The sequence below is a fragment of the Calditrichota bacterium genome (genome assembly GCA_013112635.1).
Taxonomy (GTDB): domain Bacteria; phylum Calditrichota; class Calditrichia; order Calditrichales; family J004; genus JABFGF01.
The window spans coordinates 740,471-761,450 of sequence record JABFGF010000002.1; the positions used below are offsets into that span (position 1 = coordinate 740,471).

The window sequence follows — 20,980 nt, forward strand, 5'->3', positions numbered from 1 at the left end:
ACTATGTATGACTTCCTCATAATCGGGCAAGGAATTGCCGGTTCTCTACTTGCTTATAATCTCATCCAAAAAGGAAAAACTGTCCTCATAATCGATGATGCAAACCCAAATTCTTCTTCGCGTGTTGCCGGCGGACTAATAAACCCTATAACCGGAAAAAGACTGCAAAAAACCTGGTTGGCAGATCAACTGTTTCCTTATGCCCACAAATTTTATACATCTCTGGAAAAATCTTTAGATGTTTCATTTTTTCATCCAAAACCGGTTGTTCGTATTTTTGCAGATGCCAGGCAAGCAAATGACTGGACTGCAAAATGTTCCGCTTCCGAATTACACGCATATTTAAATCCTGACTATAACTTTGTGAATCAAAAATCTTTTAATATACCGGATGGATATACCGTTTTCGATCAAGGTGCTGTTTTGGATTGTGCGGCTATGCTGGAAGCTTTGGCTGAATATTTTTTACAAAAAAACTGTCTTATAAAACAGGAAGTCAATTATAAAGAATTCAGTCACAATGGAATTATTTCTTTAGATAACATTAAGGCCGAAAATATTGTTTTTTGTGAAGGTTGGAAAGGTGCATTAAATCCATGGTTTAACTGGCTGCCATTTGTGCCAAGCAAAGGCGATGTACTCACAGTAAAAATTGACAATCTGAAAATGGACGAGATTGTCAGCCGTGGCATTTTTATCAGGCCGTTAAAAGACAACATTTACCGCGTTGGCTCAACTTATATTTGGGATGATCAATCTGAATTGCCAACACAAAAAGGTATTGATGAACTATGTGGAAAGTTAAAATCCCTTTTAAAAACCCCGTTTGAAGTTATAGATCATAAAGCCGGAATCCGGCCAACCGTTCGTGACAGACGGCCTTTTCTTGGACAGCATCCTCAATATAAGAATATGTATATTTTTAACGGGCTTGGTACAAAAGGTGTTTTGTTAGCGCCCCGGTTTGCCACTCATTTTGTTGAGGTTTTAGCAAATGAAAGGAAGCTTAATTCTGAGGTTGATATTAAAAGATTTGTGGAAACACAAAATAATTAATCTATATTAATAATATCTTTTTTACTTAAAACGCTATTTAACTGATTTAATAAACTGGTATACTTTAGTCCGGCTTGACTTTGCATTGAATGTAATAATGTTGCTATAGAAACCCCCTTATACCAATCATCTGAAATTGTAGTAGACATATGAGATTGTGGAATTGTTAACTTCTTTTTAAGTATACCTTCAATCTGAGTTATTGGGATTCCTGAAACATATTTTTTTATTTCATCCATTTCAATTGCATAAATTTTTTCTTTATTTTTACAATATTTTTCAAAATTGTTTCTGTCTGTCCCAATTCTATGTTTATACTTATCCCAAATTTTCTCAGGAGTATCTTTTTCAATATTATTTATTGTCACATAGCCTTTAATTTCTCTAGATGGGGATGTTGAATATAATACCGCTTTACTTCCAATCCATTTAGTAGAAAAAGATCGTCTAAGTTCAACAGTTTTATCACCAGATAAAATTTTATCAATATAATGAGGATGTATAGATAAAATTAAATTAATATCATTTGAAAAACCACCAAGTGAATAATGATAGAATAGTTTGGGAAGTTTTTGAGATAATATTCTACTATAAATTTCATTTATTGGTGAGGAGCACATTAGCTCATCTTCACCATGTCGATATTGTGTTTCTGCTTTTGAGATATTATTAAATCCGAAACTTTTAAAAAATTGATTCTTCTCTCCCCAAAGACCCTCAGGAATAGTAAAATGTACATTCTTTGCTTCTTTAATAACATCAAAGATCATTAGTGATAAAAAAATGTCTCCTATGCCATAGTCTTGTAAATCATCACCAATCTTTAAATGACAAATTTTAGCATTTTGGTCTTTCTTAACAACAGCTGAAATAATCGGATTATTATTAATATAACCTACATATGCTGCTCTTTGAGAGTCTCTTATTCCAGGGATAACTTTATTATTTAACCAAATATCAATATTTGGATATTTTATTTCATTTCTTAAAATTAAATCACTAAAATTATTTAGATGATTAGATTGATATTCAATATCTGTGAAATCGATTTTCTTTATAATAATATTTTCTTTTTGTGTAAATAGATCACTCATTCTGGCTGATCCCATTCCTTGAAATATTTAGATAATTTTAAAACTTGATTATAATATACCCCGTCTGATACGTCTTTACAAACTTTTGACATTCTATAAAAATGTAGTTTTGCTAGTGGTTCATTATCACATAAATTGACATCAACATCATGCCCTCTTACTTCAAAAATTAAAGGTGTCCCTCCTGTATTATAACCAAAATACGGATGCACAAATCCTGCATAATGGATTCTCATTTCGCCAAACGTTTCATCCATTGCCCTGCAATAAATAGCCACGCTTTCTGGCAGTTTTATTTTTTCTTTAGAGCGTAATATATAAAACTTGTCTTTTTCAACTTTTATTCTTTTGGGACCGTCATCGCCTACTTTGCAAAACTTCCAATACTTCCTTGGATTATAGACTCCTTTTTCAATAAGGGAAATCGGAATATCATTTTCTAAAAAATCAGGTGATGTGTAAAACCCAGATATTTCATCTTTAATTCCAGGTACTTTTGTTAGCCCTAAATCGACAGAAAGAGAATCATCATTTTTTTGAGAACCTAATATTGCTTTATAAACCAATGGGGACCTTATTTCTGAGTCTTCAGGCTCACCTTTAAACAATCTTAATTGAATTAAAGATATATCCTCTTTAATAACAATACTAAATGTGATTGGAGTTATTTCTATATATAGTTTACCAGAAGATTTCTTTTGTTTATCTGGTGTAAAACTGTCGTAACGATCCATCCCATCTACTATTAGACGTGCTAAAACATCCATTCTCCCAATCGAGCTTTTCGCTGTTGCTTGGCCATAAAAATAATCATAATCTCGGAAATAAATTTCTTCTTTCAGTTTAAATATGTAAGTTTTTTCTCGTTTTAATATAAAAGTGTTATTCTTTTCTGCTACAACTTTCTTAGAAAGCTTATCATTTTTTAAGAAATTTTCATAATTATTTATTGATGGTTTTAAAGAGCCTTCGATCATTTCCCAGCCTTGTCCTGAAAGGTGTAAATCGAAAGAAGAATTATCAACTTGAATTCCTGCTTCAGGGCAATTTGTAATGATACCATCTTCTGCAAGTTTTTTCATTTGATCAGCTGAAAGAACACCAGGTAACCAGAGATCATATTCCATATCAACCCTCCCGTTTTAAATATATTATAAAGATAACGTTAAGAGGTATAGATTACAAGGAAACACTTTTAGAGGTACTTTAAGTCTCGATATCTAAAAAATGCAAAATAATCCCTTTCTAACATCCTTCTTGTTATTTAACCATGATTACTTTTATATTAGGGCATTATGGCTGAAAAGACTAAAGCTCCACCACCAAATAAACTTGAAGTCAAAAACGTTTCCAAATCGTTTTCCGACCAGGTTATTATCCATGGTTTATCCTTTTGTGTAAATGGTGGTGAAACCTTTGGCCTGCTTGGACCAAACGGCGCCGGCAAAACAACCATGATGCGCATCATCATGAACATTATTAAGCCCGATCTGGGTGAAGTACTTTTTAATGGCGAACCTCGTGATAGTTTAAAGGCGCTGCATTTTGGCTATCTACCCGAAGAACGCGGCCTATATCCTCGAGCTTCTGTTTTAGATGTGCTAGTCTATTTTGGAACACTAAATAATTTAAGCAAACGCAAAGCCGAAGTTGAAGCAATCCGCTATTTAGACCGTCTTGGGTTAATTGATTTTGCAGACAGGCCTGTTAACCAACTTTCCAAAGGGATGCAGCAAAAGGTTCAGTTTATTGCCGCCTTTTTGCATGATCCGGATGTTCTTATTTTAGATGAACCTTTTTCCGGTCTCGATCCAATCAATCAAATTGTTTTACGCGATATTCTTATCGAATATAAACAGAAGAAAAAAATCCTAATTATTTCCACGCACCAAATGGAACTTGCGGAAAAATTGTGCGACCATATCTGCCTGATAAATAATGGCAATGTGGTAATTGACGGGGACTTGAAAAAAATAAAACGCACCCGGCGCGAAGATGCCTATTTAATTGAAGCCGATGAATTGAATTTTTTACATGATCTGGATGAAGTTGAAGTTTTAGAAGAAAACAACTCTGCTTTTAAAATTAAAATGGTTAATAAAAAGTCTTCTGTCCAAGACCTTTTAAATAAAATCAACAAACGTTCAAGCATTCGCCGTTTTGAAATTGTTGAGCCTTCCCTGCATGATATTTTTATAAAAATTATTCAAGATTCGGAGCATAGCTGATATGAAAAATATATTTCGTATAGCACGCTGGGAGTTTTTATCCCGTGTAAAATCGCGCTCCTTCTTTTTTAATACATTTATATCTCCGCTGCTTTTTACAGCGATTTTTATCCTGCCAATCTATTTTTATAACTACCAACCGGAAGTCTCGGTAAAACTAATCGGTGTAATAGATTTGAGCGAAGGCCGGACCATGGGAGCCGAATTATCCAAGGAATTGAACCGTCAATCGCGCATGGAAAACAAGCTTTCAGAATATCAGGTTTATAATATTTCTGTAAAAAACTCAAAACCATACCAAATAATGGTTGAGGACTTTAGTGATATTAAAAACCAACTTGATTCGCTTTCTTCGCTGCATAATCAAATAAAAGTAGAACGAACCGGCTACTATAAAAATCGCGGTACACCAAACCGCCAATTTGCGCTGGATAAATCCTATGAAAGGTTGCGCGAGGTTCGCGAAGAGAAAGAATTGATTGAGATTGAAATGTACCGTTTTCAGACAGCGCTGGACAGTATGTATGAAAAAGTTGCTCGTATTTCTGCCGACTCGATGATCATTTCAAACCTTTTAAATTCATACATGGTTTTTCCGGGAAATTTTGCAAAAACAGGTTTTACAGAATATCACTCCAAAAACCCGGGCGATCTTCTCGATACGGACCGGCTTGAAAAAGTGATGCAAAATATTACCATCCGCAAAAGGATGATTGAAGCAAAAATTGAGCGCAATGAAATGCGGGATTTGTTGCGGCCAATCCATATGGAAAAATATAAAGTCAGCACCGAGGATCAGGAAGAGTGGAATATTTATGCTCAGTTTTATGGTCCTTTGATTGGTGTCTTTCTACTTTTTATGGCCATTTTTACATCCGGCGGATATTTGTTTAGCGGTGTTTTGTTGGAAAAATCCAATCGTGTAATTGAGGTTTTACTATCCTATGCAACAAGCAACCAGATTATGGGCGGAAAAATTTTGGGTCTCGGTTCGCTGGGCTTGGTGCAAATACTAATTTGGTTTTTAATTACCGGCCTTTTTGTTTCTACCGGATTTGTTTCATCGTCGGGTTTGAGCTATTTAAACATGGAAAATGGGTTTTATTTTCTGCTTTATTTTTCATTGGGGTTTTTGTTTTACGGTGCTATTTTTATAACAATTGGAAGTGTTTTCCCAAATGAATATGATGCTCAGCAAATCAATCAGTTTTTACGTACCCTGGCCATTTTTCCCGTACTTTTATCATTACTTGTTTTATCAGAACCAAATTCCGGATGGATTAGAATATTGAGTTACATTCCTTTCTTAAGCCCATCTTTTATGATCTTGCGCATACCGCTTAGCTCTGTAGCTATTTCTGCTGATATTTATATAACAACTTTTATTATGATTTTTTCCATCGCAGCAACCATTTATATTGCCGGAAAACTGTTCCGGGTTACAACATTGATGCAAGGCAAAAAACCTTCCTGGAATGAAATTGTATATTGGATTAAAAATGCATGACCGCTACGTTATATTCTCCACAAAAGAGATGTTGGTTTTGTTTAATTAAAAAGCACAAATAAATTGCCTTTGCGTGCTTGCAACTCTAAATTTCTCGCTTACTTTATAAACTGAAAATAATGCAAAAAAAAATCAGACAACTTGCCGCTATAATGTTTACTGATATGGTTGGTTATACTGCCATGATGCAAAGTGATGAAGAGCTGGCAAAAGCTAACCGTGACCGCCACCGGGAAGTATTGGAAAGAATTATAGCCGCACATTATGGCTTAATTCTTCAATATTATGGTGATGGGACGCTAAGTGTTTTTGGTAGTGCTGTCGAAGCCGCAGAAGCCGCCGTAGAAATTCAGCAGGAGCTGCAACAAGAACCCATAATTCCTTTACGGATTGGGATTCATGTTGGTGATGTAGCTTATGATGATGATGGCATATATGGTGATGGAGTAAACATTGCCTCGAGAATTGAAACATTGTCGGTACCGGGAAGTGTATTAGTCTCCGGTAAACTTTATGATGAAATAAAAAATCATTCCTCATTACCTGCAAAAGCACTTGGTAGCTTTAAATTTAAAAATGTGCAACGTCCCTTAAATTTGTATGCTCTTGGATCAGACAAGCTGCAGGTTCCCACAAAAGTAGAATTAAAAGGCATAAATAACGAATCCTTACAAAGTATTGCAGTTTTACCATTTGTAAATATGAGCACGGATCCTGAAAATGAATTTTTTAGTGATGGCATTTCTGAAGAAATAATTAATGCTCTCACACGGATTGATGGGCTTCAGGTTACATCACGAACTTCTTCATTTGCGTTTAAGGGTAAAAATGAAGATGTAAGAGAAATTGGGAAAACCCTTAATGTTGACAATGTTTTGGAAGGCAGTGTGCGCAAAGCCGGCAATCGAGTGCGCGTAACTGCACAGCTAATAAAGAGTATCGATGGCTACCATATCTGGAGTGAGGTTTATGATCGTGACCTGGAAGATATATTTGCCGTTCAGGATGAAATCTCGCGCAAAATTACCAATACCCTGCGCCAAAAACTTTCTTCATCAGACGCCGACAAACCGCTGATTGAAACTAAAACAGAGAATATTGACGCCTATAATTTGTATCTAAAAGGGTTGTACTATTTTGATAAATGGTCACCGGAAAACATTCGCAAAGCCATTGCTTGTTTTGAAGATTCTATCAAAAAAGATAATAGTTTTTCTTCTGCCTATGCCGGGCTGGCCTGGGCTTTTTCTTATATGGGCGCAACAGGCCAAATGAAGCCTAAAACAGCATTCCCAAAAGCAGAAAAATTTGCATACCTGGCTCTTGAAAAAGATTATCAAAATGCTGACTCTCATTCTGCTTTAGCATTGGTTAAATTCTTTTACACATTCGATTTTGACGGTGCTGAGAAATCATTTACCCAAGCCCTGAGACTAAATCCGGGGGCAGCAAAAATTAGGAATTTATATTCATGGTTTTTAGCAAGCACAGGAAAAAATGAAAAAGCTCTTGAGCAAATCCAAATAGCGGCAAAGCAAGATCCACTATCTTTATCAATAATTACAACTCTGGCCATTGCATATGGCCACACAAAAAATTTTAAAAAAGCATTCGAACAGCTTGATCGCGCAATAGCCATAAACCCTGAATTTAGAAATGCAGTTGAAGCAAAAGGCTGGGTAAATTTATTTAAAGGAGAATATGATAAAGCGCTTTCATATTTTACCAAGTATCAAAAACTAACAGGCCACCCTTTAAAAGGTTTAACAGGGATAGGCTATGTTTATGCCCTAACCGGCAAAAAAGAAAAAGCACTGGAAATAATTGAAAAAATAAAACAGCGTGAAATTGAAGAACCTGAAGTTGTTCTTGACATGGATTTAGCATTAATTTTTCTCGGTTTACAAGATTTTGATAAAATGTTTGAGTATCTTAAGAAAGCTTTTGACCAACGGATTGGAATAATTTTTACTTTATCCAACGAAATTTGGAAAACGATTCATTCAGAGAAACGTTACCAGGAATTAATAAAACCTTTTGGATTATCAACACTTTTGAAATAAGGATATTTAATGAACGAAACTGAACGCGACTACGGGAGCGATGTTGAAATTGTTAATGTAGACGGACGCGAATATATCATTGTTGGAACAGCACATATTTCGCAGCAATCTGCCGATCTTGTACGCAAAGTTATAGAAAACGAAAAACCCGATACTGTTTGTGTTGAACTAGACCAGCAGCGTTACAAAGCATTACGGGAACAGAAAAAATGGGAAAACCTGGATCTTAAAACCGTTACCCGCCAAAAGCAACTGGCCACACTTTTAATAAACCTGCTATTGAGTTCATATCAAAAAAGACTCGGCAAAAAGCTTGGGGTTATGCCGGGAGTGGAGCTATTGGAGGCAACCAAGGTAGCCGATGAACATAAAATCCCGGTTGAATTATGCGATCGCGATGTAAGAATCACCATGCGTCGTGCATGGAACTCCCTTTCTTTTTTCAAAAAAATGCAATTAATGACATCCGGTGCCGCCGGCGCGTTTACAGACCAAGAGATTAGTGAAGAACAGTTGGCCGAAATCCGTAAAAAAGATGTACTAAATGAAATGATGAATGAGCTGGGCGAGGCTATGCCGGTTTTAAAAACAGTGTTAATTGATGAACGCGATAGTTACATAACCCAAAAAATGACTGAATCAAAAGGTGATAAGATTGTCAGCGTTGTTGGCGCCGGACATATGGGCGGAATAAAAGAAGGCCTGTTAAACAACAAGAAAACCAATCTTGAAGAAATAGAGCAAATACCGCCGGCATCATCCGTGGCAAAAATAATAGGATGGGCAATTCCAATAATAATTATCGCCTCCATTTTTTATATTGGTTACGACAAAGGTTTGGCGCAGGCTGGAGATAACGCCTTGTTTTGGTTTTTAGCCAACGGCATACCAAGTGCATTAGGCGTGTTAATTGCTTTGGGGCATCCTTTTGCAGTTCTGTCTGCTTTTGTGGGCGCTCCTTTTACAAGCTTAACACCACTGATAGGAGCGGGCTATGTGGCCGCTTTTGTTCAGGCATATTTTAAGCCCCCTTTGGTTCACGAATTCAGGAGTGTAATGGATGATGCCGGTGAAGTAAAAAAATGGTGGGCTAATAAGGTACTGCGTGTTTTCCTTGTTTTTATTTTATCCTCTTTAGGAAGTGTGCTTGGCACCTATGTAGGAGCATATGAAATAATTTCTAACTTATTTTAATAATGTTGTGGGGACATGATGATCCGTCAGAAAGAAATCTGCACTCTATCAATAATTTTTTTCTGCTTGTTTTTTATTACACATATAAATGCCCAGAATAATGATATTTCCAACGGAGAAGAAAATCCGGTTTTCCTGACAATGAATGGCGCCATCTCACGGGCACTCTCTTTAAATAGCCAGGTAAAAGCAAGCAGCTATGCTGTAAAAAAAGCAGATTGGGATAAACTATACGCCTGGACGCTTCTATTTCCAACCATCAGTTTTAATTCCAATTATACATGGATTGATGACAGTACTTTCGCTCTACGTGATTTTAGCCGCTACTTTCAAGATCCAAACTCACCTTTTCAAATTCCACAAACTGTCTTTCAGGAATCTTACTACAGTTCTTTAGATTTGAATATGCCAATCTTCCGAGGTTCTCTTTTAAATGGTTTATCAATCGCCGGATCGAATCAGGAAATGGCTGTTGAAATGGGTGAATCAACACGTAGAAATATTATCTTTACAACGGTCAGCAGCTATTTAAATAAATTAAAGGCCGAAGAAATTTTAAGACTGCAAAAAGAATATCTGAATCTTTCAAAATTGAATTACGAAAAATCCGAAAGACTTTATAACGCCGGGAGAGCCTCTAAAACAGAATCTTTACGCTGGAAGGTTGAATACCAAAAACAAAAAGTGACAGTGGTTAGCAGTGAGTCTGGCTTGCGAACTGCGAACGCTTTTTTGAACCGGGTTTTAAATATTGATATGCAAAAGAGTTTGAAAACTGAAAACCTGATCCCGGAAAAAATAGATCGTGAAAGTAAGCATTTAATTTCTTTAAGTGATGAAGAAATCATTGCTATGGGTCAGCTTGATAATGATAAACTGATAAAAGCCAATGCATCATTAAAGGCAGGAAAGCTTGGAGAAGAGATCAGTTATTTACAATACCGAAACTCTTACGCTTCATTTATGCCCGATATTTCCCTGACATATTCCCATGCCTGGCGGGAAAACAGTACCATCGATCTTGATGATTATTCACCCAAAACTTTGATGGTAAATTTTTCGCTACCACTGTTTAACAGCTTTCAGGATTACACCCAGCTAAAATCCGCCTATTATGAATACAAAAAAAACCAGGAAGATTTTAACGATCAGTTACAAAATACACGCTATGTCATTACTGAAACTATTAACAAGGTAATCAATCAAAAAACTCAAATTGAGCTCGCCAGACTTAATATAGAATATACGGAAGCAAACTATACCACGGTGGAAAAGCAAAAGGACCGAGGGCTAATTTCCAATATTGATTTTATTGATGCCAAATTAAATATGCAAAATGCGCGGCTTGAAATGATCAATAATCAATACGATTTCGTTTCATCTATGGTTGAGCTTTATTACCTGGTTGGTAAATTAGAGACACTTATAAAATGAGCAAGAGTTATGCTTTTGGGAGAAAGAATAATGAAACCATTGTTGATAATTTTTTTTACTTTATTACTTTTTTCATGTGAAGAAAATAATTCGCCAGATCAGAACGAAGAATTAATAGTTGATAAAGAACCTGCAAAACCACAGCTGGTTGTCCCTGTAGAAGTTTCAATCGTAAAATATGAAATCGTCAAACAAAGCATTCCTTTGACTGGCATATTACAGCCAATATCTGCCATTGATATTATTTCCGAAACCAGCGGGAAAGTACAACAAATATTTAGAAATCTTGGCGATCCCGTTTCAACCAGAGATACACTTGCCAGAATTGATGACCGTGTTCCACTAAGCCAGTATCACCAAGCTCAGGCACAAGTTCTTTCTGCAAAAAACAATTTGGATATTGCAAAATTAAATCTTAGTAGCGATAAAGATTTATTTGAAAGTGGTGATATTTCCAAACTCGAATTTGAAAACACCTTACTCGCGGTAAAAACTGCAGAAGCTAATCACCTATCAGCCTTGGCCAGCTTGAGCTTATCAGAAAAATCATTTCTTGATACACGCATAACTTCCCCAATATATGGAGAAATCTCACGAAAACACATCGATCCCGGCACTATGGTAAATATTGGGATGAACCTGTTTCGGGTTGTTGATTATAGTACACTAAAAATAGAAATCGGCGTATCGCAAAAGCTTATCAGCCTAATTAATGTAGGAAGCCCTGCAAAAATAACTATTTCCGCGCTGAATGGTTTAACCGTTGAAGGCAAAGTTCGCCACATTTCGCCTCAGGCCGATGAACAGACAGGTACATTTTTAGTAGAGATCCATATTCCGAACAATGCCAAGCAAATGAAAGCAGGAATGACAGTGAGCATAGAGTTGACAATAACAAGTGACGACGAGAAAATCGTTATTCCCAATCACGCTTTGGTTACAAAGAATGGCAATTCATTTGTTTACAAAATTGAAAATGGAAAAGCCCAAATAACCGAGGTTCATCTTAGTAATTCAATCGGTTCAAAAACAATTATTGAAAGTGGGATTTCACAGGGTGATTCGATTGTTGTTGTTGGGTTGAAAAGTCTTGGAATGAATACTCCTGTTTTAATCGAAACTGTTCATGAGTAGGATAAAACCTAGTACACTGTAATGAAATATTTTAGGAAAACTCCATGAATATCTCTGATTTCTCCGTAAAAAATCCCGTGCTAATAAACCTTTTGATGGTCGGCATTATCATATTTGGTATAATTACATTTCTTAGAATGCCAACCGAACTAAACCCCGAAGTTAGTTTTAATTGGGTTTTTGTTACTGTTACATATCCTGGAGCCTCCCCTGAAGAATGTGAAAATTTCATAGTTGATCCAATTGAGGCAGAAATCCAGGACATCGATAATATTTCTGAAATTCAATCAAACTCCGGAGAAGGATTTGGCTTTATTATGGTCAAATTCGAAGACATGTCCGATAGTGATTTTCGAGAACATTTTACGGATTTGAAAGCCGAAGTGGATAAAGTGGATATTCCCGATGATGCCGATGATCCAATCGTAGATGATTTTGGTAGTGGTGATTTTATGCCGGTGATCACCATAAACATGTCTTACGAAATCCCTGAGGACAACGCTCAACTTATTGCTGATGACCTTGAAAAAGATTTGCAGGACCTGCCCGGTGTGGCAAAAGTGCAGGTATCCGGTTTGGCCAAGCGTGAAATTTGGATTGAAGTAGATCCGGTTAAATTGAACGCACTCAATATAACATTTAATGAAATTGTTGCTGCACTAATGGCCCGTAATATCAATATTCCCGGGGGCAACATTTCTTTTGGGAAAACCGAATATGTAATCCGTTCCCTGGGAGAATATACATCCGTTGCTGAAATTGAAAACAGCATACTTCGTACATCAGGAAATGGTGATTATATAAAAATTTCTGATGTTGCAAAAGTTCAGGACCGCCGGGAAGAAGCTAATATCCTTTCCCGAATGAATAATGCCCCATCAATAACATTTTCAATGTCCAAAAAAAGTAATGCCAACTCAATAGATGTTATTGATGACATAAAGGATCTTGTCAAAAAATATGAAGATAAAGTACCGGATGGAATTGAATTTAGCTGGTCCAATGACAATTCTGTTTATATTCTCAGGGTAATAAATGTACTTCGCAATAATGCCATCACTGGGATGGTTCTTATTTTCCTGGTCCTTATGGTTTTCCTTGGAAAAGGAAATGCGCTGCTTGCCTCTTTAGGCATTCCAATCTCATTTTTTGTGGCGTTCATTTTAATGGATGCTTTTGGTTATTCACTGAATGGCAATACACTTTTTGCCCTGGTAATGGTGCTCGGTATTATTGTCGATGATGCCATCATTGTTGTCGAGAACTGCCATCGGTACCGGCTTTTGGGATACAATTCCTTCGAATCTGCGGTTCGTGGTACAAGTGAAGTGGTCACTCCAATTCTATCGTCGATCGGGACAAATATTGCCGCTTTTTTACCTCTGATTTTATTGCCCGGAATTATGGGAAAATTTATGCGGGTTATCCCCGTCGTCTTCGCACTTGCATTAATTGCTTCCATGTTCGAGGCGTTTTTGTTACTTCCTTCCCACTATGCCGATTGGACAACAAAATCCAAAACACATAAAAAAGGCGAAAAACCTTTCTTTAAAAAACTACGAATTAAATACAGCCACATGCTTATTCGGGTTCTTCGTAGGCGTTATATCGTTCTTGTCCTGCTCGTCCTTATTTTTGGTGGATCATTTAGTATAATTGGCCTTGTTGGTGTTGAAATGTTTGGCGATGAAGACTTCGATCAATTCCGGGTTTTAGTCAGAATGCCGGAGGGGACCAGTTTGCAGGAAACTGACCGTGTCATGAAAAAGTTTGAGGATCAGGCAAACCTGCTTGACAAATCAAACATCCAAACAATGGTTTCTAACATTGGCCTTCTCCAGGGTCAGGAAGAGTGGGTGACACGAAAAAGTGTTGCACAACTCATTCTTGAATTAACTCCTCAAGAAAAAAGAATTGCTGATATTGATGAGATTTTAAATGACCTCAGAGAAAAAACTAAAAATATTAGTGGTCCGATTAGTGTGGTTTATGAGAAAGTTAGCGGAGGTCCACCCGTTGGGAAACCAATATCAATAAAGGTTCAGGGAAAATATCTGGATGACATAAAAAAAGCTTCTTTGGCGTTACAAGACTCTATAAAAAAACTAACCGGCGCTTATGGAATTGCGGATGATTTTCCTCCCGGTAAACAGGAAATACGTATCAAAGTTAATGAAGAAAAAGCTGCCTTATTTGGGTTTAATACGCAATATGTCTCTATGATTGTTCGCTCTGCGTTCGATGGCGTCAAAGCCGGTGAATACAGGGATGGCGATGATGAAATTGATATGATAGTAAAATATAATTCCAAACATCGTTCTTCTGTAGATGATGTTCTTAACCTCAAAGTATCTAATGCAAATGGGCAAACTGTTGCACTAAGCGATATAGTTAGTTTCGAAATTAAACCCGGCCCGACCCAAATAAATCGTTTTGATCAAAAACGGACTATTATGGTTACAGGTGAAATTAATGAAAATATAACAACGCTTGATAAAATTAATGATAAAATTGTTGACCTGTTTCCTATGTTAGAGCAAAAGTTTTCCGGAGTAACATTCAGCGTTGGTGGACAGTATGAGGAATTCCAAAACACCTTTGATAACATCAGTTCTCTTTTTGCATTAAGCCTTGTTCTCGTTTTTCTAATATTGGGAACCCAGTTTAACTCATATTCACAGCCATTGATTATAATGACTTCTGTACCATTTGCAATAATTGGTGCGATGCTGGGTCTTCTAATTTCAGGAAATCCATTCAGTATTGCTGCAATGTACGGATTTGTGGCCCTTGCAGGCATTGTTATAAACGATGCCATTGTAATGATTGACTTTTTAAACAAACGCCGCAACGGAAAAAATACGACTGTTTTTCAATATTGGCGCAGTATTATTAATGCCGGCCGTTTACGTTTACGTCCGATTATTTTAACATCGCTAACAACAATTTCCGGATTGATCCCGATGGCTTTTGGGATTGGCGGTAAATCAAATCTTTGGTCACCACTGGCAAATGTTATTTTATTTGGATTGTTAATATCGACGATCTTGACTCTTTTCATCATCCCAAGTTTTATTGCCATTCTTGATGATGTAAAACGTAGTAGAAAAAAAGCACGTTTAGTTGCTTTTGGCAAGATTTAAATCACAAAATTTACAAAGAACCGTGTATAAGCTTTACGTTTAGAGATGTCTTCTTTTAGTTGTTATACAAATCCTGCTAAGTGCTATTTCTTTTTTATATACATACCCCGATTTTTTTTGTATATTTTTGTAAAACCCTAATCATTGGAGGAACAAATGAAAACAAAAAAAATTTTGTGCCCACTTGATTTTTCTGATGTGTCCAAGAAATTATTAGATTATTCTGTAGAATTCGCTCAAGTAAACAAAGCAAAGTTAATTTTACTCCATGCTGTTGATCACCCCCATTTGTATGATAATTATGAAATTCTGACCATCACACCACATGAAATTGGCGACAAGCTGGAAAAAGAAGCACAACAAAAATTAAGAACTATTGCACAAGAAATTGAACATATTATTCCTGTGAAAACCATTGTATGCATGGGCAAACCGTTTTTTGAAATTATCCGCGTCGCTAAAGAAATTCAATCAGATCTGATAATAATTGGCAGCCATGGAAGAGGGGGCTATCGCGCATATGTTGATTGGAAGTACAACTGAGAAAGTTGCTCGCAAAGCACCGTGCCCTGTTCTTATTTATAAGGAAAAGAAAAAATTAGATTTTGTTCTACCGTAACAAAAGATTAAAAAAAATTATTTTTATGGATTTGAGTTCTAATATTTAAAGTGTGACATATTTTCTAAAATTCTGCCAGACTTTCTATATAGTTTTAGTCTACTTATTCACTTTACTTTCAGATATTTTATACTACTTGTCATAAACCTTTGTAATTAAACGAATTACAAAGGTTTTAATTTTTTGGCATGGTTATTGTTTAAATGCCATCGTTTGCAATCAAACTTATGTCAATAAAACAGATCGAAGGAGAAAAAATGAATATTAAACCAATGCAAGACAGGTTGCTGGTAAAACCTGTTGATGAAGAACAAAAAACAGCAAGCGGTATAATTGTACCCGATACTGCTGCCAAAGAAAAACCTATGCGTGGTGAAGTTATCGCCGCAGGTCCTGGAAAAGTATCCGAAGAAGGTACCCGTCTTCCAATGGATGTAAAAGTTGGTGATCAGGTTATATATGGCAAATATGCCGGAACTGAGTTTAAACTTGAAGACGACCAATTATTAATCATAGAACAAAATGATGTTTTAGCCATTTTTGAAAATTAAACTATACAAACGAAAGGAAGACCAAATGTCCAAAGAGATATTATTTGATGCCGAAGCGTTCGGCAAGTTAAAAAAAGGGATCGATGTACTGGCCCGCACTGTGAAAGTGACCCTTGGCCCCAAAGGCAAAAATGTGGTTATCGATAAAAAGTTTGGCGCACCAACCGTTACTAAAGACGGCGTTACCGTTGCCAAAGAAATCGAACTCGACGACTCATTTGAAAACATGGGCGCACAAATGGTTAAAGAAGTTGCCTCTAAAACAAGCGATGTGGCCGGTGACGGAACCACAACTGCAACCGTTTTGGCGCAGGCCATTTTTACACAAGGCCTCAAAAATGTTATCGCCGGATCTAACCCAACCGAACTAAAACGCGGTATCGATAAAGCCGTTTTGGAGGTTGTAAAAAACCTTAAAGGTATGTCACGCGATGTGGCCGGTAAAGAAGAAATCGCCCAGGTAGGTTCTATCTCTGCCAACAACGATCCGACCATTGGCGATTTAATTGCCGATGCCATGGACAAAGTGGGCAAAGACGGCGTGATCACTGTTGAAGAAGCCAAATCAATCGAGACCAGCCTGGATGTTGTGGAAGGTATGCAATTCGACCGTGGATACATTTCCCCATATTTTGTAACCGATAGCGAAAGCATGGAAGCGGTTATGGAAACCCCGAATATTTTAATCTATGACAAAAAGATCAGCGCCATGAAAGACCTGCTGCCGATCCTTGAAAAAAGTGCCCAGACAGGCAAACCGCTGATGATCATCGCTGAAGATATTGATGGCGAAGCGTTGGCCACATTGGTTGTAAACAAATTGCGCGGCACCTTAAAAGTTGCTGCCGTAAAAGCACCCGGTTTTGGTGATCGTCGTAAAGCCATGTTGGAAGATATCGCCATTTTGACCGGTGGCCGTGTTATTTCTGAAGAGACCGGTTTTAAACTGGAAAGTGCTTCTTTGGATGATTTGGGTACGGCCGCGACAGTGACCATCGATAAAGACAACACAACCATCGTTGAAGGTGCCGGTTCAGGTGACGACATCAAAGGCCGTGTCAGCATGATTCGTTCACAAATTGAAAATACATCTTCTGATTATGACCGTGAGAAGTTGCAGGAGCGTTTGGCAAAATTGGCCGGCGGTGTTGCGCTTATCAAAATTGGTGCTGCCACAGAAGTTGAGATGAAAGAGAAGAAAGCCCGCGTTGAAGATGCGCTTCATGCTACCCGCGCTGCTGTTGAAGAGGGAATTGTTCCTGGTGGCGGTGTTGCTTTGCTTCGCTCGATTGCAGCATTGGATGGTTTAAAGCTTGATGGCGACCAGCAAATTGGTGTGGATATCGTACGCCGCAGTTTGGAAGAGCCGATGCGTCAGATTGTTGCCAACTCCGGCTTGGAAGGCAGCGTTATTGTGCATAAAGTAAAAGAAGGCAAAGATGCTTTTGGTTTCAACGCAGCTACTGAAGAATACGAAGATTTAATCAAAGCCGGTGTTTTGGATCCGACCAAAGTTACACGCAGTGCTTTGGAAAATGCGGCCTCTGTTTCTGGTCTGTTATTAATGACAGAAGCCTTGATTACCGACAAGCCTGAAGAGTCTGCTCCTGCAATGCCTGCTATGCCTCCGGGTGGTGGTATGCCGGGTGGTATGGGCGGTATGTATTAAAAATAACTCTCGATAAAAAAAGTAACCTTCCAGGATTAAAAACCTGGAAGGTTTTTTTATTATAAAATTTTCCTTGCAGTTAATATTTCCCTTTTTCCTAAAGGCCCTTTCATTTTTGTTACTTCAAATCCAGCTTCTATCATTGCCCTTCTTACACTTCCTTTTGCTGAATAGGTACTTAGCTTCCCATTCCGTTTCATGGCCAAAAGAAGTTTTGAGAAAAAAGAAACTGTCCATAATTCCAGATTCTTATCCGGGCTAAATGCATCTAAATAAACAGCATTAAATTCTTGTTCTGGAAGAGAAACTTTTATCGCATCACCAATCAATAATTTCAAAAAAATGTTTTTTCCAAAATCTATTTTATATTTTCCTTCTGGAAGAATTTTTGGCTGACCGTCGCGCCATTCCAAAAATGGTGAATATAAATTGTTTTCTGAGGCTGTTTTACTGTGGTTTAGTTTTTGAAAGAGGTCATATTTTAAAAGATCGTTTTCAATTGATGTAAATTCTAATCGGGTTTCTGTTTCGGCAGCTTTCTGCGCTGTAAGGAAAAAATTAAAACCTGTACCAAAACCAATCTCCAAAACCGATGTTTTTAGTTTTTTTTGTAATCTTTCAGCAACACCCGCGCCTTGTAAAAATACATGATTGGCTTCCTGCAAAACACCGTGTTCTGAATGGAAGGTTTGTTTATACTTTTCAGAATATAGTGTATCAAGACCATCCGCTGTTTTTAAAATTTTCATATGAAATATTTTTTAATTGCATTTAATACTAATATTTTTAAATTAGTATTAAGCTTTTCATATATCTAACTATATATAAAAAATTACTTAGAAATTAAAGTGCTTAACCTATAATAAACAATGAAGTTACCCACAAAACCTCCTAACTACAATATTGTTATAAAAAATATAGTAGAATCTGGCAATGTAGATCTACTTTTAAAGTACAATCTCAATACAACTAAACAATATTATCATTGGGATAAGTTAAAACACTTGTCACCCCCAGATAACCTGACCAACAAAGAATGGTGGGCATGTATTAAATATTACAGACATAGTGCAGCGAAAATTGTACCCGGTTTAGTTGACAACTTCACTAAGGATTTTTCATTCGTTCTTACAGACTCCATTTCTCGTGACCTTCATTGGTTAGATATGTATGCAGCTGGAAGTATTCAATCGAGTTCCCTAATTACTACACCTGAAACTCGTAATACATATTTGGTAAAATCTTTGATAGAAGAAGCCATTAGTTCAAGCCAATTAGAGGGGGCATCAACAACACTTCCTATTGCAAAAGAAATGATCCGGCAAAATAGGAAACCCCGAGACATAAACGAGCAGATGATTTTTAATAATTATCATGCTATGGAATTTATCAGGGAAATAAAAAATGAAAGCCTTACACCAGAAATTATATTAGAGCTACACAAATTATTAACCTATAAAACCCTTGAAAAAGAAAGCAAAGCTGGAAAATATAGAACAAAGAATGATAAAGATGACAATGTTGTTGTTATAGACCCAAATGATGGAATAATCTTGCATATACCATCAAAAGCTTCTGAAGTACCTCAAAGAGTTAAGGCTCTCTGCCATTTTGCAAATCAAGTATCGGATGACGAATTTGTTCATCCTGTAATTAAATCAATAGTTCTGCATTTTATGCTTGCATACATTCATCCATTTACTGACGGCAATGGACGGACAGCCCGGGCCTTATTTTATTGGAGTATGGCTAATAAAAAGTACTGGCTTATGGAATTTGTTTCCATTTCCAGGGTTATTAAACAAGCCCCAACTCAATATGGTAAAGCATTTTTGCACACAGAATCTGATGAAAATGATTTGACATATTTTATCATACACCAACTTAAAACTATCAAACAAGCAATTGGCGATTTATTTAAATATCTTGATAAAAAAACAAAACAACTTCAAGATTCTGAAAAACTTTTAGAAGAAAGTAAAACTTTTAAAAATAAATTAAATTTCAGACAACTCACTTTATTAAGACACGCCCTTAAACATCCACGGTTTGCCTACAAAATATCTGAACACATGAACTCACATGGGATAGTCTATCAAACTGCCCGCAACGATTTAATTCAAATGGCTGAAAGATTTAATTTATTAATCAAAGTTAAAGCAGGAAAGTCTTTCTTATTTTTGTCACCGGATGATTTACATGAGCGGTTAAAACAGGGTTAAATAAATCCCCTATCGACTCCGCTTCTAATAAGCCGAAGAGAACTCCTTGCTATTCTTTTAATATGATCGAAATTGGGAAATGATCGCTAAAGCCCTTTTTGTTTAATGACTTGCCCCTACTAAAACGGATTGGAGTGGGATAGGTACCGGTGTTGACCATTTCAGCAAACTGCACTACTTCAACAGAATCTTGCTTAATTTTTAATCCTGAATTACCTGTTAATAATCCTTTGGAGGCCAAAAATTGGTCCAGCATATTGGGATCATTCGCGTTATAATAACTTCCTTTCCCTTCGCCCATTAATGGCCACATCATGTTTAAAAACTTTGCGCTGCGTGCCCTGGTAACTTTTGTACGTGTTTGCTCAGCCCGTGCATACTCTGTTATCGAGCGGTTAAAAGGCTCGTCATTAAAATCACCCATTGCTAAAACAGCAACATCTTTGCCATAGATTTCTCTTATTCGCTCATGAAAATAACCAAGTGTTTCCCCAGCCATCATGCGGTACGGCTCAGATTCGTATTGCCCACCCATTCGCGCAGGCCAATGATTGCCAACTACGACTAAAAGGTTATCATATTTTGTTTTAAAATTTACCTGGAACAGATCACGGGTTGCTGTACGTTTTTGGATAAAATGCGAAAACTGTTCATGGGCTTTTAGTTTTTTAGAATCGTAAATAAAGGCTACATCAATGCCACGATTGTCCTGAGAATTGTCATGAGAGATTTTATAATTACGTCCATCAATTGCAATTTTATCTGCCAACATTTCCAGCACGAAAGCATTTTCAACTTCGCAAACACCAAGTAAATCCGGACCGGAATTATTGTTCATTTGTTTTATTATTGAGGCGAGCTGGTCTAACTTTTTTTCAAGCACTTGGGCTGTCCAGCCAGTTAATTCATTTTTTAAAACACGTTTTAATTTCTCCGACCTTTGTGGTGAATCTTTTACATCGAATAGATTTTCTACATTCCAAAATGCAATATAATATTCCATGATTTTTCCTTTTAATTTTACCGCAGAGTTCGCGGACAAATACACTTCAAATAATCTTTAAAT

The 20,980-nt window shown here is 36.8% G+C and carries 15 protein-coding genes and 1 pseudogene; 12 read left to right on the top strand and 4 right to left on the bottom strand.

Annotation, left to right across the window (positions count from 1 at the left end; genetic code table 11):
- Positions 1 to 3: 3 nt before the first annotated feature.
- Positions 4 to 1,056, top strand: a complete 1,053-nt coding sequence (locus HND50_08295) for an FAD-dependent oxidoreductase (protein NOG45216.1) — start codon at positions 4 to 6, stop codon at positions 1,054 to 1,056.
- Here HND50_08295 and HND50_08300 read toward each other — a convergent pair.
- Entirely contained in the window at positions 1,053 to 2,150 is a 1,098-nt protein-coding gene (locus HND50_08300; GenBank protein ID NOG45217.1) for an ASCH domain-containing protein, read from the bottom strand. The two genes, HND50_08295 and HND50_08300, sit on opposite strands and share 4 nt — an antisense overlap.
- On the bottom strand, positions 2,147 to 3,277 hold the full coding sequence (locus tag HND50_08305; GenBank protein ID NOG45218.1) for a hypothetical protein: 1,131 nt from the start codon (positions 3,275 to 3,277) through the stop codon (positions 2,147 to 2,149). The genes HND50_08300 and HND50_08305 overlap by 4 nt, the downstream gene beginning before the upstream one ends.
- 168 nt (positions 3,278 to 3,445) lie before the next feature.
- Between HND50_08305 and HND50_08310 the strand changes: the two genes are divergently transcribed.
- The 10 genes and pseudogenes from HND50_08310 to groL all read left to right on the top strand — a co-directional run bounded on the left by HND50_08310 (position 3,446) and on the right by groL (position 17,692).
- The gene (locus tag HND50_08310; GenBank protein ID NOG45219.1) at positions 3,446 to 4,378 is read left to right on the top strand and encodes an ATP-binding cassette domain-containing protein; all 933 of its coding nucleotides are present in this window, start codon (positions 3,446 to 3,448) and stop codon (positions 4,376 to 4,378) included.
- Position 4,379: 1 nt separating this feature from the next.
- Positions 4,380 to 5,885 (top strand): ABC transporter permease, encoded by a 1,506-nt coding sequence (locus HND50_08315; GenBank protein NOG45220.1) that lies wholly within the window; start codon positions 4,380 to 4,382, stop codon positions 5,883 to 5,885.
- Positions 5,886 to 6,004: 119 nt separating this feature from the next.
- Positions 6,005 to 7,948: a tetratricopeptide repeat protein gene (locus tag HND50_08320; GenBank protein ID NOG45221.1), complete on the top strand. Its 1,944-nt coding sequence runs from the start codon at positions 6,005 to 6,007 to the stop codon at positions 7,946 to 7,948.
- Between the two features lie 9 nt (positions 7,949 to 7,957).
- Positions 7,958 to 9,142 (top strand): TraB/GumN family protein, encoded by a 1,185-nt coding sequence (locus tag HND50_08325; GenBank protein NOG45222.1) that lies wholly within the window; start codon positions 7,958 to 7,960, stop codon positions 9,140 to 9,142.
- A gap of 18 nt (positions 9,143 to 9,160) precedes the next feature.
- Positions 9,161 to 10,576, top strand: a complete 1,416-nt coding sequence (locus tag HND50_08330) for a TolC family protein (GenBank protein NOG45223.1) — start codon at positions 9,161 to 9,163, stop codon at positions 10,574 to 10,576.
- Between the two features lie 30 nt (positions 10,577 to 10,606).
- Complete coding sequence (locus tag HND50_08335; GenBank protein NOG45224.1) at positions 10,607 to 11,710, top strand: efflux RND transporter periplasmic adaptor subunit; 1,104 nt, start codon at positions 10,607 to 10,609, stop codon at positions 11,708 to 11,710.
- 44 nt (positions 11,711 to 11,754) lie between these two features.
- Entirely contained in the window at positions 11,755 to 14,853 is a 3,099-nt protein-coding gene (locus tag HND50_08340; protein ID NOG45225.1) for an efflux RND transporter permease subunit, read from the top strand.
- A gap of 156 nt (positions 14,854 to 15,009) precedes the next feature.
- Positions 15,010 to 15,472, top strand: a pseudogene (locus HND50_08345) (universal stress protein).
- A gap of 257 nt (positions 15,473 to 15,729) precedes the next feature.
- Entirely contained in the window at positions 15,730 to 16,023 is a 294-nt protein-coding gene (locus HND50_08350; protein ID NOG45226.1) for a co-chaperone GroES, read from the top strand.
- A 25-nt stretch (positions 16,024 to 16,048) separates the two neighbouring features.
- Positions 16,049 to 17,692 carry a chaperonin GroEL gene (gene groL, locus HND50_08355; protein NOG45227.1) on the top strand — a complete coding sequence of 548 codons (1,644 nt, stop codon included), beginning with the start codon at positions 16,049 to 16,051 and terminating at the stop codon, positions 17,690 to 17,692.
- A gap of 59 nt (positions 17,693 to 17,751) precedes the next feature.
- Here groL and mnmD read toward each other — a convergent pair whose 3' ends face one another.
- Positions 17,752 to 18,441, bottom strand: a complete 690-nt coding sequence (gene mnmD / locus HND50_08360) for a tRNA (5-methylaminomethyl-2-thiouridine)(34)-methyltransferase MnmD (GenBank protein ID NOG45228.1) — start codon at positions 18,439 to 18,441, stop codon at positions 17,752 to 17,754.
- A 120-nt stretch (positions 18,442 to 18,561) separates the two neighbouring features.
- On the opposite strand from mnmD, the gene HND50_08365 reads away from it, so the two are divergent.
- Complete coding sequence (locus HND50_08365) at positions 18,562 to 19,914, top strand: Fic family protein (GenBank protein NOG45229.1); 1,353 nt, start codon at positions 18,562 to 18,564, stop codon at positions 19,912 to 19,914.
- Between the two features lie 49 nt (positions 19,915 to 19,963).
- Here HND50_08365 and HND50_08370 read toward each other — a convergent pair whose 3' ends face one another.
- A complete protein-coding gene (locus tag HND50_08370) occupies positions 19,964 to 20,917 on the bottom strand; it encodes an endonuclease/exonuclease/phosphatase (GenBank protein NOG45230.1) in 954 nt (317 codons plus the stop codon).
- Between the last annotated feature and the right edge of the window lie 63 nt (positions 20,918 to 20,980).

Bases quoted from the DNA above. Each gene is read 5' to 3' on its own strand.
- HND50_08340 (NOG45225.1), top strand. From the start codon at position 11,755: ATGAATATCTCTGATTTCTCCGTAAAAAATCCCGTGCTAATAAACCTT.
- groL (NOG45227.1), top strand. From the start codon at position 16,049: ATGTCCAAAGAGATATTATTTGATGCCGAAGCGTTCGGCAAGTTAAAA.
- HND50_08370 (NOG45230.1), bottom strand. From the start codon at position 20,917: ATGGAATATTATATTGCATTTTGGAATGTAGAAAATCTATTCGATGTA.
- mnmD (NOG45228.1), bottom strand. From the start codon at position 18,441: ATGAAAATTTTAAAAACAGCGGATGGTCTTGATACACTATATTCTGAA.
- HND50_08295 (NOG45216.1), top strand. From the start codon at position 4: ATGTATGACTTCCTCATAATCGGGCAAGGAATTGCCGGTTCTCTACTT.
- HND50_08310 (NOG45219.1), top strand. From the start codon at position 3,446: ATGGCTGAAAAGACTAAAGCTCCACCACCAAATAAACTTGAAGTCAAA.
- HND50_08300 (NOG45217.1), bottom strand. From the start codon at position 2,150: ATGAGTGATCTATTTACACAAAAAGAAAATATTATTATAAAGAAAATC.
- HND50_08350 (NOG45226.1), top strand. From the start codon at position 15,730: ATGAATATTAAACCAATGCAAGACAGGTTGCTGGTAAAACCTGTTGAT.
- HND50_08320 (NOG45221.1), top strand. From the start codon at position 6,005: ATGCAAAAAAAAATCAGACAACTTGCCGCTATAATGTTTACTGATATG.
- HND50_08315 (NOG45220.1), top strand. From the start codon at position 4,380: ATGAAAAATATATTTCGTATAGCACGCTGGGAGTTTTTATCCCGTGTA.
- HND50_08330 (NOG45223.1), top strand. From the start codon at position 9,161: ATGATCCGTCAGAAAGAAATCTGCACTCTATCAATAATTTTTTTCTGC.
- HND50_08365 (NOG45229.1), top strand. From the start codon at position 18,562: ATGAAGTTACCCACAAAACCTCCTAACTACAATATTGTTATAAAAAAT.
- HND50_08305 (NOG45218.1), bottom strand. From the start codon at position 3,277: ATGGAATATGATCTCTGGTTACCTGGTGTTCTTTCAGCTGATCAAATG.
- HND50_08335 (NOG45224.1), top strand. From the start codon at position 10,607: ATGAAACCATTGTTGATAATTTTTTTTACTTTATTACTTTTTTCATGT.
- HND50_08325 (NOG45222.1), top strand. From the start codon at position 7,958: ATGAACGAAACTGAACGCGACTACGGGAGCGATGTTGAAATTGTTAAT.